At 63.2% G+C, this 18672-nt stretch carries 14 protein-coding genes, 1 tRNA gene and 1 pseudogene; 10 read left to right on the forward strand and 6 right to left on the reverse strand.

What is annotated here, in order from left to right; genetic code table 11:
• Positions 1-238: 238 nt before the first annotated feature.
• From RCJ92_RS10065 to mptB (RCJ92_RS10080), 4 genes are all read right to left on the reverse strand, one after another.
• A complete protein-coding gene (locus RCJ92_RS10065; protein WP_446754477.1) occupies positions 239-1027 on the reverse strand; it encodes a DUF2637 domain-containing protein in 789 nt (262 codons plus the stop codon).
• Between the two features lie 183 nt (positions 1028-1210).
• The gene (locus tag RCJ92_RS10070) at positions 1211-2305 is read right to left on the reverse strand and encodes a VanZ family protein (protein WP_446754478.1); all 1095 of its coding nucleotides are present in this window, start codon (positions 2303-2305) and stop codon (positions 1211-1213) included.
• Positions 2306-2401: 96 nt separating this feature from the next.
• A complete protein-coding gene (mptB, locus tag RCJ92_RS10075; protein ID WP_446754479.1) occupies positions 2402-3898 on the reverse strand; it encodes a polyprenol phosphomannose-dependent alpha 1,6 mannosyltransferase MptB in 1497 nt (498 codons plus the stop codon).
• The gene (mptB, locus tag RCJ92_RS10080) at positions 3895-5424 is read right to left on the reverse strand and encodes a polyprenol phosphomannose-dependent alpha 1,6 mannosyltransferase MptB (protein WP_446754480.1); all 1530 of its coding nucleotides are present in this window, start codon (positions 5422-5424) and stop codon (positions 3895-3897) included. The genes mptB (RCJ92_RS10075) and mptB (RCJ92_RS10080) overlap by 4 nt, the downstream gene beginning before the upstream one ends.
• A 198-nt stretch (positions 5425-5622) precedes the next feature.
• On the opposite strand from mptB (RCJ92_RS10080), the gene orn reads away from it, so the two are divergent.
• The 8 genes and pseudogenes from orn to mobF form a co-directional block, all read left to right on the forward strand.
• Positions 5623-6243: an oligoribonuclease gene (gene orn / locus RCJ92_RS10085; RefSeq protein WP_343832959.1), complete on the forward strand. Its 621-nt coding sequence runs from the start codon at positions 5623-5625 to the stop codon at positions 6241-6243.
• Positions 6244-6400: 157 nt separating this feature from the next.
• Positions 6401-6476: transfer RNA gene (locus tag RCJ92_RS10090), tRNA-His, on the forward strand.
• A 611-nt stretch (positions 6477-7087) separates the two neighbouring features.
• Entirely contained in the window at positions 7088-7267 is a 180-nt protein-coding gene (locus tag RCJ92_RS10095; RefSeq protein WP_446754481.1) for a hypothetical protein, read from the forward strand.
• Positions 7268-7814: 547 nt separating this feature from the next.
• On the forward strand, positions 7815-8012 hold the full coding sequence (locus RCJ92_RS10100) for a helix-turn-helix domain-containing protein (protein ID WP_217132831.1): 198 nt from the start codon (positions 7815-7817) through the stop codon (positions 8010-8012).
• Positions 8013-8196: 184 nt separating this feature from the next.
• Positions 8197-8760 carry a hypothetical protein gene (locus RCJ92_RS10105; RefSeq protein WP_446754482.1) on the forward strand — a complete coding sequence of 188 codons (564 nt, stop codon included), beginning with the start codon at positions 8197-8199 and terminating at the stop codon, positions 8758-8760.
• A gap of 60 nt (positions 8761-8820) precedes the next feature.
• Positions 8821-9939, forward strand: coding sequence for a DUF3320 domain-containing protein (locus RCJ92_RS10110; protein WP_446754483.1), 1119 nt, complete (start codon positions 8821-8823; stop codon positions 9937-9939).
• 19 nt (positions 9940-9958) lie between these two features.
• Positions 9959-11842, forward strand: coding sequence for a DUF262 domain-containing protein (locus RCJ92_RS10115; protein WP_446754484.1), 1884 nt, complete (start codon positions 9959-9961; stop codon positions 11840-11842).
• Between the two features lie 94 nt (positions 11843-11936).
• Positions 11937-12617: pseudogene (gene mobF / locus RCJ92_RS10120) on the forward strand (MobF family relaxase); the annotation flags it as partial.
• 769 nt (positions 12618-13386) lie between these two features.
• Here mobF and RCJ92_RS10125 read toward each other — a convergent pair.
• On the reverse strand, positions 13387-13935 hold the full coding sequence (locus tag RCJ92_RS10125; RefSeq protein ID WP_446754485.1) for a DUF488 domain-containing protein: 549 nt from the start codon (positions 13933-13935) through the stop codon (positions 13387-13389).
• A gap of 10 nt (positions 13936-13945) precedes the next feature.
• Complete coding sequence (locus RCJ92_RS10130; protein ID WP_446754486.1) at positions 13946-14161, reverse strand: DUF2945 domain-containing protein; 216 nt, start codon at positions 14159-14161, stop codon at positions 13946-13948.
• A gap of 495 nt (positions 14162-14656) precedes the next feature.
• Here RCJ92_RS10130 and RCJ92_RS10135 point away from each other — a divergent pair, with 495 nt between their 5' ends.
• Together RCJ92_RS10135 and RCJ92_RS10140 are read left to right on the forward strand one after the other, a co-directional pair.
• The gene (locus RCJ92_RS10135; RefSeq protein ID WP_446754487.1) at positions 14657-17284 is read left to right on the forward strand and encodes a LuxR C-terminal-related transcriptional regulator; all 2628 of its coding nucleotides are present in this window, start codon (positions 14657-14659) and stop codon (positions 17282-17284) included.
• A 467-nt stretch (positions 17285-17751) separates the two neighbouring features.
• Positions 17752-18585, forward strand: coding sequence for an aldo/keto reductase (locus RCJ92_RS10140; protein ID WP_446754488.1), 834 nt, complete (start codon positions 17752-17754; stop codon positions 18583-18585).
• Positions 18586-18672: the final 87 nt, after the last annotated feature.

Below are 18672 nucleotides of genomic sequence, written 5' to 3' on the forward strand. Positions count from 1 at the left end.
CTGCTGCAGTGCCGGGCGCACCTTGGCGTAGCGCCGCACCGACTCGTCGATCTGTTCAGCGAAATCGTTGGCGGCTGGCTCCTGTTCGCTCATTGGCTGCTCCCCTGTCGTTCCGTCACTGCACACCACGGCGCCGTAGTGCGCGCGGTGGTGCTGGTGCGAGTCTACTTGGCCAGGTGGACACTTCAGCGAATCCGATGACGCCGGATGCCGGGCGAATGACACCGGCGCCGGTGCGCTAGGAACGGTTCAGGCGCTGGGCCAGGTCGTCGTACAGCGGGGCCTTTTCATCCACGGCGGTCGCGGTGGCCACCGAACCCGGGGCGGGCTTGCCGTTGGCCGATGCCTGGGCGGTCTTGGCCTGCGCGGCAGCGGCCTTGGCCTGGTTGCGCTTGGCTTCGGCGATCGCCTCGGCCCGGGCGCGGGCCAGCGCGTCTTGGTGCTCCTGCTCCAGCTCGCCCAGGCGTTCGGCCTCGGCGTTCTGCGCGTCGCTCATCGCCGCCTGGTAGCCATCATCGTAGGCCGCCCCGTACTTCTCGGCGTTCTCGGCCTCCACGTCACGCTCGTAGGCTTCGCGCAGCTTCGCCGCCTCGGACTTCTTCTGGTACATGTGCACGGTCAGGTGGGTGATGGCCAGCAGCACCACCGGCGGCATCGCGGCGACCAGCGCCGAGACCAGCGGCGGCACGCCGTTGGAGATCGAGTCCACGGTCAGGATCGCGTGGGTGGAGTTCGCCGCGGTGGAGACGATCGCGCCAAAGAACAGCAGCGCCCACGGGTAGATCATGGCCTTGCGCGGGAAGCCGTTCAGCGCAACGATCGCCACGGTGGCGGCCACGATCATGCCGTCGATGATGATCGGCCAGATCCAGGACAGCTTCGGGTCGATGCCCGAACGGGTGGCCAGGTCGGTCAGGGCGGCGAAGGAGAGCACGAACGCGCCCACCGCGATGAGCACCGTGGCGCCCACAGCGGTGCGCAAGACGGCACGGTGCGGCTCGTTGGGGATTTCGGGCTGGTTATCCATGGGATCCATGCGGGATGGCAGGCCTAACTGTGCTCGGCAGCTCGCCGGGGAACACCGTGTGGCGGCGTGAGTGAGCTGCGTTGGGGATGAGATGGGGAAAGAAGGTGGCGCCAGGGTTTGCGAGTTGGCGGCGCCACCAGCCATTTTAGCGCTCCGGCACCCGGCGGCGCAGCAGTGGGCGGATCAGGCGCGGCGGTCGGTGAAGCGGGTGCCCGAGGCCCGGGCGGAGACGCCACGGGCCGAACGGTCAAAGGCCAGCCAGATGACCGAGAACCAGATGTAGGGCACCAGCGGCAGGGCGAGCAGCTGGAACAGGTTCCCCTCGGGCACGATGGCCATGATCGACTGGAACAGGTAGATCCCGCCCAGGCCCAGCAGCACCCGGGCCAGCGCCCGCCCGGTGCTAGCCGGCCCACCGGTCAGGGCACGCACTTCGAACCAGGCGCAGCGTTGTCCCAGGGTGGCCCGTCCCGGGGCCAGGGACGGGATGATCACCACCAGCAGCACTGCGGCAATGGAGAGCAGGTCCTGCAGGTAGTCGATGCGGGCGGTGTGCACGCCCAGGCGTTCGGCGACTTCCAGCACCAGGGACACGGACATCACCAGGGCTGACATGAACGCCAGGTCGAACAGGTTCGCCAGCGCCCGGCGGGAGCGGGTGACGGCCCGGGCCGGGGCGTACTGCCCGTCGCGTTCGCTCGGCCCGGAGAGGAAGGCAAAGACCGGCAGGTAGGCCAGCAGCGTGCCAAGGAACGCCCCAAAGGTGTTCACGATCAGGTCATCGACATCCGCCACCCGGTAGGCGCAGGTGTAGATCCCCCAGATGCCGGTGTACTGGGTGGCCTCGATGGCCAGGGAGAGGGTAAAGCCGATCAGGGTGCCGGTGAACACGTTCTGCCGCGCCCAGCGGATCGCCAGGATCCCCACCGGGATGAACAGCAGGACATTGAACAGCACCTGCCACAGTTCAAAACTGGTCAGGAACGCGCGGCGCCCGCCCTCCCAGGCCAGGTTGAAGTCCTGGAAGAAATGGAACGGCTCGAGCTGGGTTTGGGCGACCCCGGGCCGGCAGAACGCGTCGCGGGTCTCGGGCATCGGCAGCATGGTGTAGCTCAGCAGCCCGAAGACGTAGAGCACCACCACCGAGCTGGTGATGGTTCTGCGCCAGGACAGGCGCCCGTGCTTGTGGTACTGCAGCGCCAACAGGAAGATGCCTGCGGTCGCCACGAACAGCCCCGCTATCAGCAGTGCCATCGCCCCGGGCCACAACAGGTCCATAATCCTTTGCATACCCAAGGGTAAAACGATTTGCCGTCGGGGCGGGAGCAAAACCCGGTGTGAATTGGCGCTCTTTAGTCCACGGACGCCGGATGTCTAGCTGCGCGGGATGCGGCAGGCGCCCAGCTGCTGCCCCACCTGGCGCACCTGGCGGTCCCAGCGCAGCATCGAGGCCAGCAGGCCCACCCCCAGCAGCGCGGCCAGGATCCGCAGCAGCCACACCGGATGCCACTGCTCGATGGAGATCTGGTCGACGAACACGGCCAGGGTGATCAGCATGCTCAACCCGATCATCAGCTTCTCGCTGGTCCAGGACACCTGCTGGGAAATGAAGAACAGGGCAAAGAGCCACAGGATGTACCAGGGCTGGATGATCGGGGCCAGCAGCACCACCGCGGACAGCGCCCAGGCGCCCAGGCGCAGCGGGTCGCTGATGTTCCTGGCCAGGGCCAGGCGCGCGACCAGGTAGACGGAGAACAGCCGGGCCAGGGTGAACACCACCTGGGCCACCACCGAGGCGTCCGCGCCAAACAGTGAGGCCAGCAGCCCGAACAGGGTGCCCAGCAGGCCCACCGGGGCGTAGGGGAACGCGGCGGCACCGGAGGTCAGCATCGCAGGCACCCAGCCGAACCAGAGCCCGGTCAGCGCCCCGAAGAGCGTGAGCCACCCGGCGATGGCCAGTGTGGTGCGCCACCACACCGCGATCCGTTCGCGCAGCCCGGCGCTGCGCCCGAGCATCATCAGCCCCAAAAAGGGCAGCAGCACCAGCACGATCGGCTTGATGCTCACCGCCACCGCCAGCGCGAACGTGGAGGCGATGATCCGCCGGCCCTGGGCCAGGCCAAACGCCCAGAAGGTCGCGGCGATCATCAGCGCATCATTGTGCACCCCGCCGAGCATGGTCAGCAGGAACAGCGGGTTGGCCACGATCACCCACAGCGCCCAGTGCGGGTTCACCCCGAGCCTGCGCGCCAGCCACCCGGTCGCCCAATAGCAGCCAGCCACCCCGGCCACCGCCAGCAGGCGCAGCAGCCCCACCCCGATTTCCGGGATGCCGCCGGAGATGACGTAGATCAGCCGGGCCACCACCAGGAACAGCACCCCGTAGGGTGAGGGCGACTGGGCCCACAGGCCGTCCGAGCCGCCGTCAAACCAGCCCGGCAACGCCGAGATCCCCTCGGAGTACGGGGACTTGGCCGCCTGCAGCATCCGGCCCTGGGCCAGGTAGGAGTACACATCCCGGGAGAGGATCGGGAAGCTGCCCAGCAGCGGGGCACCCCAGCTGGCCACCAGCCCGGCCAGGGTTCGCCCGGACAGCTGCCCCTGGTTTTCCACCCTGGGGCGCAGCAGCAGCCAGCAGCGGGTGAGCCACACCAGCCCGACCGCCATGATGAGCATGCAGGCCAACACCCCGATCAGCTCGGTGCGGAACTGGATGAAGAAGCCGGTGCGGGCCAACGGCGAATGCTGGTTGCGCGGGAACCAGCCAATCCCCCAGCTGGCCACGGTGATCAGCACCGAGGCACCCACCCCGTGCCAACGCAGCGCGCGCAAGCTGGGCGGGGCCGGGGCGCGGACCACCGGGGCGCTCATGCGGTACGTGTGAAGTTGGCCAGCCACGGGGTCTGCTTCAGCAGCCCGGGCAGGATCGAGCGGGTGTGCCGGTCCACCAGCAGCAGCCAGGCGATCGCGGCGATGGACACGCCCCAGGAGATGAGCCGGACCCCGGGCTCCAGCTCCTCGGCCAGGAACTGCCAGATGAACAGCTGGTCGGCGGCCTGGTAGGCGATGAAGTACAGCACCGTCAGGTGCACCCACAGCATCTGCCAGTCATCCCGGATCCCGGTGGCCGCGAAGAACGGCAGCAGCCACAACAGGTACCAGGGGTGGATCACCGGGGAGAGCACCACGATGGCGGAGAAGCCGATGGCCAGGCGCTGGACCAGGTGGCTGTACTTGCCGCGGAAGATCACCACCATCGCCAGCGCCACCCCCAGCAGCCGGCCCAGCAGCTTGATCACCGGCAGGATCCACTCGGTGGACAGCCCGAACGCGGAGACCGCGCCGGTCAGCAGCATGATCACGATGCCCAGCGGGGAGAAGATCGAGTACCCGGTGCCGGTGAACAGCATGACCTTCAGCCAGCCGAACCAGTAGCCGTTGAGGAAGCCGAGCAGCGCCATCAGCGCCAGCAGCAGCATGCCCGAGTAGAACCAGTACAGGATCCGCTTGGGCCACTTCGCCTCCGGCCCGGCCCACAGCAGGCCAATGAACGGCAGCAGCACCAGGGTGATCGGCTTGACCCCGATCGAGGCGGTCAGCACGATGACCGCCAGCACGCCCCTGCGCTGGCAGGCCAGGTAGACGGCCATGACGGCCAGGCCCACCATCAGCGAGTCGTTGTGCGCGCTGGCCACGAAGTTCAGCAGGAACAGCGGGTTGGCCACGGTCACCCAGGTCGCCTTCGCGCCGTCGACCTTGTGCAGCCGGGCCAGCTTCGGCAGGTAGTACAGGCACAGGATGACCCCGAGGAACGCGATCAGCCTGAAGGCCAGGATCGACAGGTCCGTGGAATGCCCCACGGCGGCGACCACCAGGTATTCGATCAGCAGGTACAGCGGCCCGTACGGGGTGCCGTCCTCCGCCCACATGGTGTCGGTGCCCAGCTGGAACCAGTTGCTCACCGAGGAGATCCCGTCGCTGTACGGGTCCTGCCCGGCCATCACCAGCCGGCCCTGGCCGATATAGGCGAACACGTCGCGGGACATGATCGGGATGCTCACCAGCAGCGGGGCGCTCCACAGCAGCACGGCCTTGCGCACCACGGCCAGCGAGCCCTCGGGCCAGCCCGCAAGCTTCTGCCCCAGCCGCCACCAGGCGCGCACCAGCACCCAGCAGCCCAGTGTCAACAGGATCACGGAGGTGATCACCCAGAACGTCTCAGTGCGCATCATGATGAAGAAGGGGTCCTGGTTCAGCGGCGAGACGCTGGCCAGCCAGCCGACCCCAAAGGAGCCGAAGAGCACCAGGGTGGAGCCGATCAGGCCGCTGACCAGAGTGCGCGGCACGCCGGTGGCCGGCTTGTGCTCCAGGACCTCTGGCTGGTTAGTGGACACCATTACACCTCGTGGGTTCATGACAGGGCGACGCCCTGCCGCGGCATCGGGCCGCCGCTGCAGGTCCGGGGCGAACCTAGTGCAGAGCTGGAAAATCTCTGTCGATTTTAGCACCGGGGCCGCCAAATTCCGGGCGTGACACCGTGGCAACCCGCCCCGCGTGTGCGATGTTCACCGCACAACGGCGGTAGATTGGTTCCCGTGGCTAGTAACTCAGAAATGATTGTATGGATCGACTGCGAGATGACCGGGCTGAACCTGGAAACCGACGCGCTGATCGAGGTGGCGGTGCTGATCACCGACGCGGAACTGAACGTGCTTGATGAGGGCATCAGCGTGGTGATCAAGCCGGATGAGGCGGCCCTGGAGCAGATGGACGACTTCGTGCGCGACATGCACATCGCCAGCGGCCTGCTGCCGGAGCTGGCCGGCGGGATGGAGATGGACGAAGCCCAGAAGCTGGTGCTGGAGTACATCACCGCCCGGGTGCCCGAACCGAAGAAGGCCCTGCTGGGCGGCAACTCGGTGGGCATGGACAAGAACTTCCTGGCCCGGGACATGCCCGCGGTCATCGACCACCTGCACTACCGGGTCATCGACGTGTCCACCATCAAGGAGCTCGCCCGGCGCTGGTACACCAAGGCGCACTACAACGCCCCGGTGAAGACTGGCAACCACCGTGCGCTGGGTGACATCCAGGACTCCATCGACGAGCTGAAGTACTACCGCGGCACCATCATGGTCCCCTCCCCCGGCCCGACCTCGGTCGAGGCCGCGAAGGTGGCCCGCCAGGTGAGCGGATCGGCCGCGCAGGGCAGGTAACGGCTCCCCCAATCGGCTGGTGATCGACAACACAGCGAAACCGATGCTTTCCGAGTTGGCATTCACCAGCCGATTGTGTGTATGATAATTCTCGTTGCCCGGTACGAAATCAGTAAGCAAAAGCGTTCTGACTAGTCAGGGAACAAAAAAGAATATGGTGGGTATAGCTCAGTTGGTAGAGCGTCTGGTTGTGGTCCAGAAGGTCGCGGGTTCAAGCCCCGTTACTCACCCCAAATGGGAGAGGTTCAAACCCTCGACAAGAGTAACCACTCTTTGTCCGGTCTGAGCCTCTCCCTTCTTCTTCGCTTCCGCGGCCCAGTTCAGAGCGTTCATCTGCTCCTCGGTATCGCAGAGTGAACCGAAGGGGCGTTCATATTCGACACGGACGTCCCCGTCTTCCTCGATGAAGATCCGGTGGAAGAACGCTTGATTGCATCGGGCCGCGCGACTCCAATCTCACTGTGCGTAGTGTTGAACAAGCTGATGGACAGTCGCGTCTTGTGCTCGATCGCACTCAGGGCACAGAAGCACAAGGCGTCTATAACCTCTGGTTCGAACGTGGTGGCTGGGTGCAGCTCGGAAGCAAAGTCGACGACCGCGCCCCCGAGTTCATTGCTCGAACCATCACAGGAGTCTCCGAGGGGTTCAGTCCACGAGCAGGGGATCTGGCCTCGTGGAGTGGCATCTACTATGCATCCCCAGCAGACGCCGGGCTTGAACACCGCGACAACGTTATTGTCACGCCAGTTGGCCACGCGCCTGCCTGGCGAATCGATGGCGACCTTTCGACGTGGCAATACACGTTCACGGGCTCGGCAGTTCCCGAGCAGGTACGATTCGCGGCGTGCAGGTCGCGACCGAACTTGGCTTCACCTCGCTCGTGGTCAGCTACCGGTACGATGGCGAAGGCCCACTCCTCGGCAACGGCAGGTCGACACTCGGCGTCACTGAAGTCGAAGACGTCGATGCTGCAATCGGTTACGCGATCAGGCGTGGTGCCGAACGGATCGTGCTCTTCGGCTAGTCAATGGGTGCCGCGATTGCGCTGCAACTTGCACACCGAGCGGAGTATCGAGATCTGATCGTCGGACTCGTGCTCGACTCACCTGTGCTCGACTGGCGCTCGGTAATCCAAGCGAACTGCAAGCACACCTGGTTGCCCAGCAGCGCAGGCACTCTCGCGATGCCCTGGTTGACGAGAGAACGGCTTGCGCGCACGGTCAGCCTGCCAGCGGCCTTGCCTCTCGATGACTTCAACTGGGTAAAGCGGGCCTACGAACTCGAAGTCCCAACACTGATCCTTCACGGCACCCGCGATGACTCGGTCCCGCAATGTCCAAACGCTTACGGGACCAGCGCCCAGAACTCGTCACTCTTGAAGCCTTCAACGCTGGTCATACCCTCAACTGGAATACCGATAACGAACGCTGGCATAACACGGTAGCAGACTGGCTCGGCCAGCGCATAGGTCGCTGAAAACCACATTCACCCGGAAAAACCCAGCCCAATCGGCACAACTTCGATATCATCGGCAGTGACGGCCCGCATGGGTCGGTGAGGGAGGACCAAACGTGACTGAGCCGTGGCTGTCTGCTGACGACATCGCCGCCCACCTTGGCGTCACGAAGGACACCATCTATACCTGGATCGCCGAAAAGGGCATGCCCGCCCATAAGATCGGTCGCCTCTGGAAGTTCCAAGCCACAGAGGTCGACGACTGGGTTCGCAGCGGTGGTACAGCTGCACCGGAGGTGCCCAAACCGTCCTGACAATCCGCCCGAAGAGCCGATTGCGACATCAATGTCGGTGGTCACCCATAGCCTAATCAAGGCCCAACCCAGAAAGGATACGTCGTGGACAAACTGGATCCCGTAATTCCGGTATCATTCCTTGGTCTGTGTATTCAAAAGCAACAGGCGAGCCCGTACTAGTTGTGATTGAGATAGGTAAGTGATGTTCAAACTCGTAGCCGAGCAGGCGCCCGTCTGGCGCGACAATGATGCCCCTTCTGGAATCACGCTTGGAAAGATCTACATCGGTGCTGACCCTGACGGTCTTGGTGGGTTCCAGGTGGCGGTTGCCCACTCCGCTTCACAGCCGAAGCGTGAGATTCTTTCCGGCCTCTTCAATCGCCGTAGTGGCAAAAAGCAGATCTCCCTCGTAGTTGTGGTGACCTACGGTGAGACTACTTATTTGTATGGTCCCGATCCACAGAATGTCATGCTGCAGCTACCTGTGTCGTTGGCCGAGCGATACCTGCAGTCGGTGCTTGATGAGCCCGACGATCTTGCAGCACGGCAACGTTTTTCGAGTTATCAGAAAGCACTCGAGAGGACGACGATCTCTGGATTTGCGAACAGCGGGCTTTTCGCAAGCCATCACATTCGTGAAAACGTACCCAAGCGAGCCGACTGGGCTGAACTGGCAGACCAGGCTGCGCCCATGCTCAACCAACGAGGCGCCCGCCTGATCGAGGTGCTGGGCTTCAAATCAAAAGTCAGTAGAACCATTGCCTGACGTCAGCGAAGGCGAAGTGCGCTTGGTGCCTTGGATGGCAGTGAAAGGAAAAGGTGAGTAATGACGTTCAATCCTCGTGGATCCGTGCAGGACGGTCTCGATCTGCTTGCTGGTCGTCTCAACGTCATCATTGCTACTCGGCTGTCCACTTCACTACAAGGCCTGGAATGGACAGTCATTCTGCGGGAGCTGGATAACGCCAAAGGGTACGTCAATATGCAGTACTCACCTCTGGACCTTCAAGCACAGTTGCGCATGTTGACAGAACGGCTCGGAGGGCTCGGCTTCCCGTTCGATGACCCGCGGACTCGAATCGTCAGTACCTTGGGTGGCGAACTGAGAATCATGCGGAATCGCTGGGCGCACGGGCATGAACTCAACGAGCTTGATGCGTGGCGCACCCATGACTTCGTCGTGCGGCTGCTCGAGCACTTCAACGATCGCGAAGGCCTCGTCCCCGCTGAGAAGTTGCGACTGGCTGCGCTCGAGGAAGTCGCACGAGAGTCTGGCGTCGCGAGTCCTCCGATTTCTGCGGATGAGTTTGTTCCGGTGGCGGTAGCTGCTGAGAACGATCCCGCCAGTGAGCAGAGTGATCCTGCGCCTTCCGACGAGGAAGTGGCACCTGATCCGAGCATGCTAATTCGCAGGAACGCAGCGGAGACACCACGGATCGGCTCCGAGCGCTCCGCATTCGAGGCCTGGACCATCGTGCTGGTGGGAGACACTTCAGTGCTTGACGACCTGCCCAAGAAAGCAGCGAAAGAGCAGGTTCGCGCTGTCGCGATCGAGATCGCAGAGTTCGAAGGGCCGATCCATATCGACCGTTTGGCTGAGTTGGTCGCGGCATCGTTCGGAATGAACAAGCTCCACTCCAAGCGACGTGGACAACTCGCCCGACAGATTGCTGCGTCCGGTCTGAACGTGGATGCAGACAAGTTCGTATGGCCCGACTCGATCGATGCTGACACCTGGGCAGAGTTCCGCCCCAACGGGAGCGACGTGGAACGTCCATTCACGCGAATCAGCCCGGTAGAGATCAGAAACGCCGCTCGCTTCATTAGAGAAGGCAATTCTGCAGTGAGTCGTGCCGAACTGGAAGCAATGACCCTGCAGACGTTCGGGCGCAAGCGCCGCACCGCGCAGTTCGTAAAGCACCTTGCACGGGCACTCGACGGCTGAGACAGAAAGTATCAGGCAATTGCAACAACCGAGTAAAGCAACCGCAACAGAACTGTTCGAGGGTCGCAAACACTACGTGATCCCGGCATACCAGCGGCCGTACGTGTGGAACGAAGAAGACCAGTGGGCTCCACTATGGGACGACATCCAGCGCGTCGCTGAGAGCCACCTTGTGGCTTCCTCAACGCCGATCAAGAGCCACTTCCTCGGAGCGGTAGTGTTTGAGCTGCTTCAGGCGGGCAGCGCCGCAATCACCGAGCTGGATGTCATCGACGGACAACAGAGGCTTACCACCTTGCAGCTGCTACTCGATGCGGTCCAGGACGTACTCAACAAGAACGGGCATGAAGAAGAAGCTGAGCGTCTTGAAGAGCTGGTCCTCAACCAACAGGCGGTCTACAGAGGAACGCCACAACGCTTTAAGCTTTGGCCGTCCCAAGCGAACCGCGCCGAGTTCATCCATGCGATGGACCCGGCAGAACCAGATCCGGGCGAAGCCGGTCAGATTCAGGGCGCCCATGATTTCTTCAGCGCAGAAGCAGAGCGCTGGATTGTCGGGCTCGCCGATGATGATGGCGAAGTGCCGCCGGGGAACGCTGCCGAGCGTGCAGAACAGCTGGCAGAAACCCTCGCTAGCCGCCTCGTCGTCGTCGCCATCGACCTTACGGGTGATGACGACGCGCAGCTAATATTTGAGACGCTCAACGACCGCGGTACGCCTTTGCTAAAGGCCGATCTGATCAAGAACTGGGTGTTCCGGCATGGGCAGAAGATCGGTGCGGATGTTGACAAGTGGTCGCGCACGTTGTGGGAGGACTTCGACACGGATTGGTGGCGCGAGGAGATCACGCAGGGGCGTTTGAGCCGCTCACGCGTGGACATTTTCCTGCACTACTGGCTCACCATGCGTATGCGGGACGAAGTGAAAGCTGAACTGGTTTTTCGCACTTTCGTTGAGTATGCGACACCGCTCATGGGCACACCAGCGACCGCCGAAGATTTCTTGACCGAGCTTCGCGCCGACGCAGATACCTACCGAGGTTTCGGGGACCTAGATACGCAAACAGCGGCCGGGAAGTTCCGGAGTCGAATCATCGAGACGATGGAACTCGCTGCAACGACGCCGGTGTTTCTGTGGGCGATCTCTCCGAATCACCGCCTTCCGGATGACCAGATCGAGATCGGGCTCGCCGCACTGGAGAGCTGGATCGTTCGGCGAACGCTCCTGCAGATGACTTCGAAGGACTTGAACAAGCTCGTTGTCGCGTTGTTAAAGACCTTGTCGTCAGTGGAAGTGAAGCAGGCGGGTGCTGAGATTCGTACGTTCTTGTCACAGCAGACCGCCCACACCCGCGAGTGGCCAAGTGACGAGAAGTTCATAGCCGAGGTGGGCTCCAAGCGACTGTATGGCTACATCAAACAGAACCGTATCGCCGTAGTGCTTCGCGCGGTCGAGGAGTATAAGCGTGCGCAGGATTCGAGGTACGGTGACGTGCCTCTGCCTGTTTCGATGTCGATTGAGCACGTGATGCCGCAGAAGTGGCGTGAACATTGGCGGCCCGCAGTTCAGCTCACTCATGAGCAAGAACAGCAGCGCGATAGAGCGGTACATACGCTCGGTAATTTGACGCTCATTCCGCAATCGTTGAATTCGTCTCTTTCGAACCGGCCTTGGACGGATGCAGAAGCCAAGGATTTGTCCCATGGTGGGCAGCCCGGGCGTGGTAAGTGGAGCATCCTGAACCAGTTCAACCTGCAGGTCTTAAATAAGGAGATCCTCCAGCATCAGCAGTCTTGGACGGAGCAAGACATCGAAGATCGAGCCGACGAGCTTGCTCGCGTGATCGCCAAGATCTGGCAGGGGCCTGAGCGGTCAATCAGAGACAGCGGCGAGGCTGAGTGATATTACCCGCTCACTGAGTCACCACGCCTCTGGCAGATCGAGGTTCTGACCCCTGTTGACCACCTCATTCGTAACGAAGGAAAGGTGCTCGACCATGACGGTGTCAGTGCGGGTGACGTCCGCCGGAGACGGATACAAATACCTGCTGCGCACAGTCGCGGCAGGCGACGGAGACCAATCACTATCGACGCCATTGACTCGCTACTACTCCGCCGAGGGCACGCCGCCGGGCAGGTGGATGGGTGCCGGGCTTTCGGCGCTCGGCAGCGGCCAACTGGTGCCTGGTGATGAAGTCAGCGAAGCACAGCTCCAACTTCTCGTAGGAATGGGGCGCGACCCAATCACCCGAGCACCGCTGGGGCGGGCATACCCGGTCTATAAGAGTGTCGAACAGCGCGTTCAAGCCCGAGTCGAGGCGCTCCATTCTTTGCTGAGCCCGGTCGAACGAGGCCGAGCGACTGCGGCCATCGAAGCCGAAGAAGCCGAACGAGGAGGCCGCAAAGCGGTTGCCGGATTCGACTTCATATTCTCCATCCCAAAGTCGGCGAGCGTGCTCTGGGCGGTCGCTGACGCAGGGACCCAGGCGTTGATCGCGGAAGCGCATCATGCGGCGGTTGCGTACATGGAACGCGAGGTTGCATTCACCCGTGCAGGTGCAAGCGCAGGCAACGGTGCGGTTGCGCAATTCGATGTGCGCGGAGTGATCGCAACCGCTTACGATCACTACGACTCACGCGCTGGTGATCCTCACTTGCATACGCACGTACTCGTCAATCAGCACAAATTCGGCCAGCGCCAGTGGCAACTGCACTCCCCCAACGTAAAGGCCCCTGCCGGGCTGACGCTTTAGCCCTCCTGATTGCTATTTGAAGGTCCCCGGCGAGCAGTTCCGCGTTCCAGTCCACGTGTTCCAGCGTGCTGGAGACCACGTACTTTTTGGCCTGATCAATGGTTTGCGCGAAAGGTTTCGTCCACGGTGGCATTTGTGGTGCCGTCGGTGAGGCCCGCCAGGCGCTCTCCATGAGTTGGTAGGTAACCCGGCCGAAGATCAGCGCGTCGGCCTTGGCAATGGTTTAGGCCGAGTGCGCGTGTAGTTCCTCGTCCGGCACCCCCAATCGGTGGTCACTGCACCCGTCTAAGGTGAGGTTGATGGAATAGCGCGGCGGCTGCCCGGCTGTCTGTTCGCTCATGATGGATGCCTCTTGACTGGCCTGTGAACGGAACCGCTTGGCGCACAGATAATCCTCAAAGCTGGAACACCCGGACGGCTATTAAACGGCAAAAGAATCCCATCACCCCTGCACCGTGTCCATAGCGGGGTGACAGTTCACGGGAGTTTCCAGCCACCACTCCGGTTGATTAACAGCTTCCAGATCCGATTCGCTCTGGCTCCGACCCCGGAAATAGGGCCCCTGAGATTCTGTGACGGCTTCAGCGCGGTCGGCTCTCGCCTTCTCCGTGAATCTCAGTTCGGCCGAAGGCGCAACCTCGTGAATTGGCTTAAAGACGCCGCATGTCACACATCAGCGCTGTAGCGTCGGCCCCTATTCGGCGGCAGTGGCGGGATATGTCACCTCGGGCTCGTTGCCTCCAATGCGCGCGCCGGAACTGAGTTCGGCGTCCTTCACCTCGCCAGGTCCCATGATGTGGTGCACCGGGAACTTACGGGCCAGCAGGTGGTCCGCAATGATGCGCCGATGGCAGCGCCACCAGACGGCTTCGGAACACATCACCGCCGGGATCTGCTCCTTGGCCAGTTCCGCCAACTCCCCCAGGCCGTGGCTAAAGCCCTCACTCAACGCGTAGTCGGCGTAATTGTGGAAACTGCGGTTCTGCCACCAGGCGTTAGTTTCAAATGGCACAGTCCGGCTCACGGGTCGGCGGCCGGTGAGCGATTGCATCCAGCGATATTCGATTCCGGCGTCGGCGAGCGCGGACTGCAGTTCTTCTTGGTTGAATTGCGGGTAGCGGTTGGAGCCGGGCAGGCGGCGCACGTCCACGAGGACTGTCACGTGTTGTTCCTTGAGCATTGCCAGGAATTCGTCGATGTCGTGGGTCGAGTGACCGATGGTGTAGACCGTTGCCTTGATCACTGCCCGCTACTCACTTCTCCAGCTTGCGTAGGGCACTGCCCTTGTGCGCGGCAATGTGGTCTGTTTTGTCGCTCTTGATTTCATACTGGGGCTCGGCGTCACTGGCGCGGCGGTTGTGCCCCTTGTAGGTGAAGTCGCTGGTGTGGACCTTGGTGATCTTGCCGGTGACGCGTCCCGCCTCGGAGTTCCAGGACACGTGGTCTCCGACAGAGAATTTGTGGCTCATGACGTTTCCTTTCTAAAGATCGTGCTTCTGACCGTAGCGTAACGCCGTGCGGCCTGTGGTTGCCAGCGACTGGGCGTCCGCTAGATGGATCAGTGCTCCTGGCGGCCCTCGGCGAGCGCTGGGTTACCCCCGTGTCCGGTTCGAGCCAGCGGGAGCTGGGCGAATCATTGGATTAGAACACGCGTTCGAATCGGTGTTTTGGTGTTTTTTCATTACCCGTCCTTCCAAGAGCGGATTTCGAATATCTGCGCCATCTGTTGGCCCTGACGCGGGGCTATCGCAAAAACGCACGCGGTGCGACACTGGGGTTATGGACGCCACGCATTACCCCAGCCCCTCTCGGGACGGGCTGCGTGGTGCGCGGCGAGTGCCGGATTAGCTCTCTTCCCCAGCCCCTTTATCCGCCTCGCACTGAAAGTCCCTGCGCCCATGACTGGCCCCTCCGCCCCCCTTCCGGCACTATTGCCATCCCGACACACTGCGATGCACGAAGGCGTGCAAAGACTGCAGGAGGGCAAGACGGTTTTCGTGATTGGCAAGCCCGGCAGTGGGCGCACCACTTTCGCCCTGCGTCTGCTGCGGGCGCTGGGGCAGAAGTTCTATTGGATTACCGGTGCTTCGGGCTTGGCCCATGTTGAGTTCGCTGTCCTGTCCAGCCTGTGTTCACAGATCCCGCAGACGCGGGAAGCGGCGGGGCATCCGATGCGAATGATTGCCGCCATCACCGGGTTCTCTTCCCACTCACCCATGTGGATCCTGCTGGATCGAGCCGAGCAGGTCGATGAGCAAAGCGCCGCCGTCCTTGCGCAACTGGCCCTCTCGGGTCAAGTGCACCTGGTGGTGGCGACCACCCAACTGCGTCAGCTGCCCATTTGCCTGGCTCAATTGGCCAGCATGCACAGCTCCTGGCGGCTGGAGATGGCACCAATGAATCGTGAGGACGCACGGTTCCTCACCGAGGGGGTGCTTGGCGGCCCTGTCAACGAAAGTACCGTGTGCACCTTGTTGCATGTCTCTGGCGGCAAGCCCCTGCAGATGCGCGAGTTGCTCTATGACGCGCAGGACGAGCAGGCGGTGCGCTTTGTGGGCGGGTACTGGAGCCTGCACCCGGAGTGGAAACCCAATGGGACGCGGATCAGCGATCTGGTCCACGCCCGGCTGAGGGCCGAGTCCCCTCCCATACGTGAACTGGTGGAGCGCCTGGCCATTACCGGTCAATTGCCGCTGCAGCGGGCCGGGGAGGTGCTGGGCACCGAGGTGCTGGACCGGGCCATCGATACCGGACTAGCGCGGATCCTGGATGCCGAGCCTTCCCAAGGTGACTCACCCGCCACCCCCTTGGTCGACTTGACTGCCGGCATCCCGGCGGAGGCCGTTGTTGGCCTGCTGGGCCGTCACCGGCTGGGCCAGCATCTGCAGGCGCTGGGCCCGGTGATCTCGAATGGGGCGCGTACCGGGGAGCTGGAAATCAACCTGGCCCTGCTGCGTCAGCGGGTCGGATGTCCGCTGCCGGCAGATGAGCTGTTGCGGCCCGTATTGCGGGCTGGGGCGAATTACCGGTATGACATCGTGGTGGCGCTGACCGAGCAACTGGGTTCCCAGCAGCAGGTGGCCGAGGAGACCCGCGCCCTGTTGGCCGCCGCCCGGGCAGTGGCCCAGTTCGAGACCGGTGCGGCAAATCAGGGCCTGGAGACCCTATCCCCCTGGTTGGATCAGCATGCGGCGCCAATCCGTCAGGCGGCCGCCTACATTCACCACCATGGCCCCACCCCGCAGCTGGCGTTGGACCTGCTGCAGCCGCGCCCTGGGGATCCGCCGGATGTGGAGGCTCAGCGTCTGGTGCTGCTGAGCCTGCAGGACCAGCCGGTGGATCCGGTCAGCCTGTTGGCGGCATTCGAGGACCAGCGGATCCACGCGGATCTTCGCCTGGCCTGTCTCGCGCGCTACGGGCTGCTGCTGGCCTATCAGGGGCAGGCGGTACGGGCCCGAGAGCTGTTCACCCAGGTATTCGCCTCGCCGGTGTGGGCGCACACCGGCGCCTGTGGCCGGCGCACCATGTTCTCGGCGCTGCACCCGGTCCTGTTGGCCGAAGGCAACGGGTCCCAGCAGCTGCGTTCGCGCATCACCCGGATCCAGGACGACTCCAGCTCCGCCCACCACCTGGACCAGCTGATTTGGAAGGGTGCCTGGAACCTGGAGACCGGCAACGCGCAGGTCGCCGCCGTGGCATTGGACCAGGCGCTGTCCCTGGCCGAGCTCAACGACCCGCTGAACGCCGCCTCAATTGTCTGGGCACTGCGCTCCCGGGCCGCCTCCCTGCTGGGGAACACCGAACAGGCACGGCACTTCCTGCAGCAGGCCCGCGCCGCCCGCTTTGATGGACAGCCTCTGCGCCTGGAAGCGGAACGGGCGCTGCTGGCGGCCGTACTGCGCAGCGAGGGCACCGCCGCGGCCCGGGACTACCTCTCACGGCTGCTCACCCAGGCCGAGGAACGCGGGCTGAAAATGCAGCAGGTGCGGCTGCTGCATGACGCCTGGCGGTTGCGGCTGACCGAGCAGACCGAACAGTTCAGTTCCCTGGCCGCCACCGTGGAAGGTACGTTGGCCACCACCCTGGCCGGTTACGGCACCGCACTGGAGAACCTGGGCCCGCAGCTGGATGAGCTGATTGACAACCACGTGCGGCAAGGGCGCCTGCTGTACGCCGCCGAGCTGGCCAACCACGGCTCCGAACTGGCCCGGGCCTCCGGGAAACGGGCGCGGGCCTCCCACCTGCTCAGCCGCTGCGCCGAGATCGCCGGACCGCTGGCCAATGTGAACTCCCCGCGTCTGGGACGGGCCCGGGTGGATTCCGCCCTGCTAAGCGAACGCGAGTACGCCGCCTGCGTGCGAGCCGCCCAGGGTGAAAGCAACACGCAAATCGCCGCCGCACTGTACCTTTCCCCGCGCACCGTGGAGGGCCACCTGCAGCGGGCCTACGCCAAGCTGGGAATCCGCGACCGGCGCCAGCTCATTGACCATGATGACAGCGACCCCGACGACTTCCACCATGGGGCGGCGCAACCGGCCCAGCCGAACCGGGCATCGCAGGCTGTCACGAGTTACTGGGACAGCGCCACCTAAGCAATGCCTGCCCCAGTCATCGCGCCATTGGCAGGTTTTCGCCCAAACCCTGTCGGACAGGCCAGGTATTCGTCTACGCAGTACTACCTAAAAATTCCGAAAGCACTACTTAGTACCCCTCCAAATGTCCTTGACACCCAATAAGCTATGGTCAATTGGCCAACGGGGCACTTGGACGCTTTGGGGGGCGTGCCATTTGGTCAATTGAGTAAGTTAGCCACGGTCTTCTCGCTCGCGTCGATGACGCGCAGAACGACTTCGGCCGATACCGGGAAAAGCCAGCATTCACAGATGCTGGCTTTTCTCGTTGCGCCGACTTTACCCCCGGATTCCTGTTCTGCGCCGACCCGGACGCGGCAGCACGCTGTTATTAACAAACGCTGATTTTGCTATGAATTCGCCCCCAATGGTGTTGAGCAGTCAACAAAAACCGGGCAGGACACGACTCCTCGCCTAGGGTGTATGGCATGGAACACCATACTTTGGTACAACTCGCGCATGGGGATGCGGTTCCGGCCATTGGCCAGGGCACGTGGTTCATGGGAGATGATCCCGCGGCACGGGAGAAGGAAATCGCCACGCTGCGCACCGGCATTGAGCTGGGCCTGTCGCTGGTGGACACCGCGGAAATGTACGGCGATGGGCGCAGTGAGGAGCTGGTCGGTGAAGCGATCGCGCCGGTGCGCGATGAAGTCTTCCTCGTCGACAAGGTCCTGCCCTCCAACGCGTCGCTGCGGGGCACCATCACCGCCTGCGAGCGCTCGCTGGAGCGCTTGGGCACCGACTGGATCGATCTCTACCTGCTGCACTGGCCCGGGGCGCACCCGCTGGAAGACACAGTGGAGGCCTTCGAACAGCTCAAGGACCGCGGACTGATCGGGGCCTGGGGCGTGAGCAATTTTGATCCGGAGGAACTGTCCTACCTGCCCGGGCACCCGGCGGTAAACCAGGTGCTGTACAACCCCTCCCGCCGCGGCATCGAATTCGACCTGATCCCGCAGCAGCTGTCCATGAAGCCGCCGGTGCCGGTCATGGCCTACTCGCCCCTGGAGCAGGGCGAGATGCTGTCCGACCGTACCCTGAACGCCATTGCCCAGGAAATGGGGGTCAGTGTCGCCCAGGTGCTGATCGCCTGGGCGATCCGTTCGGGCAGCGTGATCGCGCTGCCCAAGTCCAGCAGCATCGAGCATGTGCGGCAAAACGCGGAGGCCGGCAGCCTGCGGCTGAACGACGAGCACCTGGCCCGCATCGACGCCGCCTTCCCGGCCCCTACCTCACCGGTGCCGCTGGAAGTCATCTAGGGACCAAACATGAGACTGCACCATATCCAGCTGGCCATGCCCGCCGGGCTGGAAGACAACGCCCGCCCCGCCCGATCCCATGACGGG

The sequence above is a fragment of the Glutamicibacter sp. BSL13 genome, from assembly GCF_052928425.1.

What these genes read in the sequence shown, in the direction of transcription:
- RCJ92_RS10130 (WP_446754486.1), bottom strand. Translation starts at nt 14,161, where the DNA reads ATGAGCCACAAATTCTCTGTCGGAGACCACGTGTCCTGGAACTCCGAG.
- RCJ92_RS10105 (WP_446754482.1), top strand. Translation starts at nt 8,197, where the DNA reads ATGTTCAAACTCGTAGCCGAGCAGGCGCCCGTCTGGCGCGACAATGAT.
- RCJ92_RS10065 (WP_446754477.1), bottom strand. Translation starts at nt 1,027, where the DNA reads ATGGATAACCAGCCCGAAATCCCCAACGAGCCGCACCGTGCCGTCTTG.
- mptB (WP_446754479.1), bottom strand. Translation starts at nt 3,898, where the DNA reads ATGAGCGCCCCGGTGGTCCGCGCCCCGGCCCCGCCCAGCTTGCGCGCG.
- RCJ92_RS10110 (WP_446754483.1), top strand. Translation starts at nt 8,821, where the DNA reads ATGACGTTCAATCCTCGTGGATCCGTGCAGGACGGTCTCGATCTGCTT.
- RCJ92_RS10070 (WP_446754478.1), bottom strand. Translation starts at nt 2,305, where the DNA reads ATGGACCTGTTGTGGCCCGGGGCGATGGCACTGCTGATAGCGGGGCTG.
- mptB (WP_446754480.1), bottom strand. Translation starts at nt 5,424, where the DNA reads ATGGTGTCCACTAACCAGCCAGAGGTCCTGGAGCACAAGCCGGCCACC.
- RCJ92_RS10140 (WP_446754488.1), top strand. Translation starts at nt 17,752, where the DNA reads ATGGAACACCATACTTTGGTACAACTCGCGCATGGGGATGCGGTTCCG.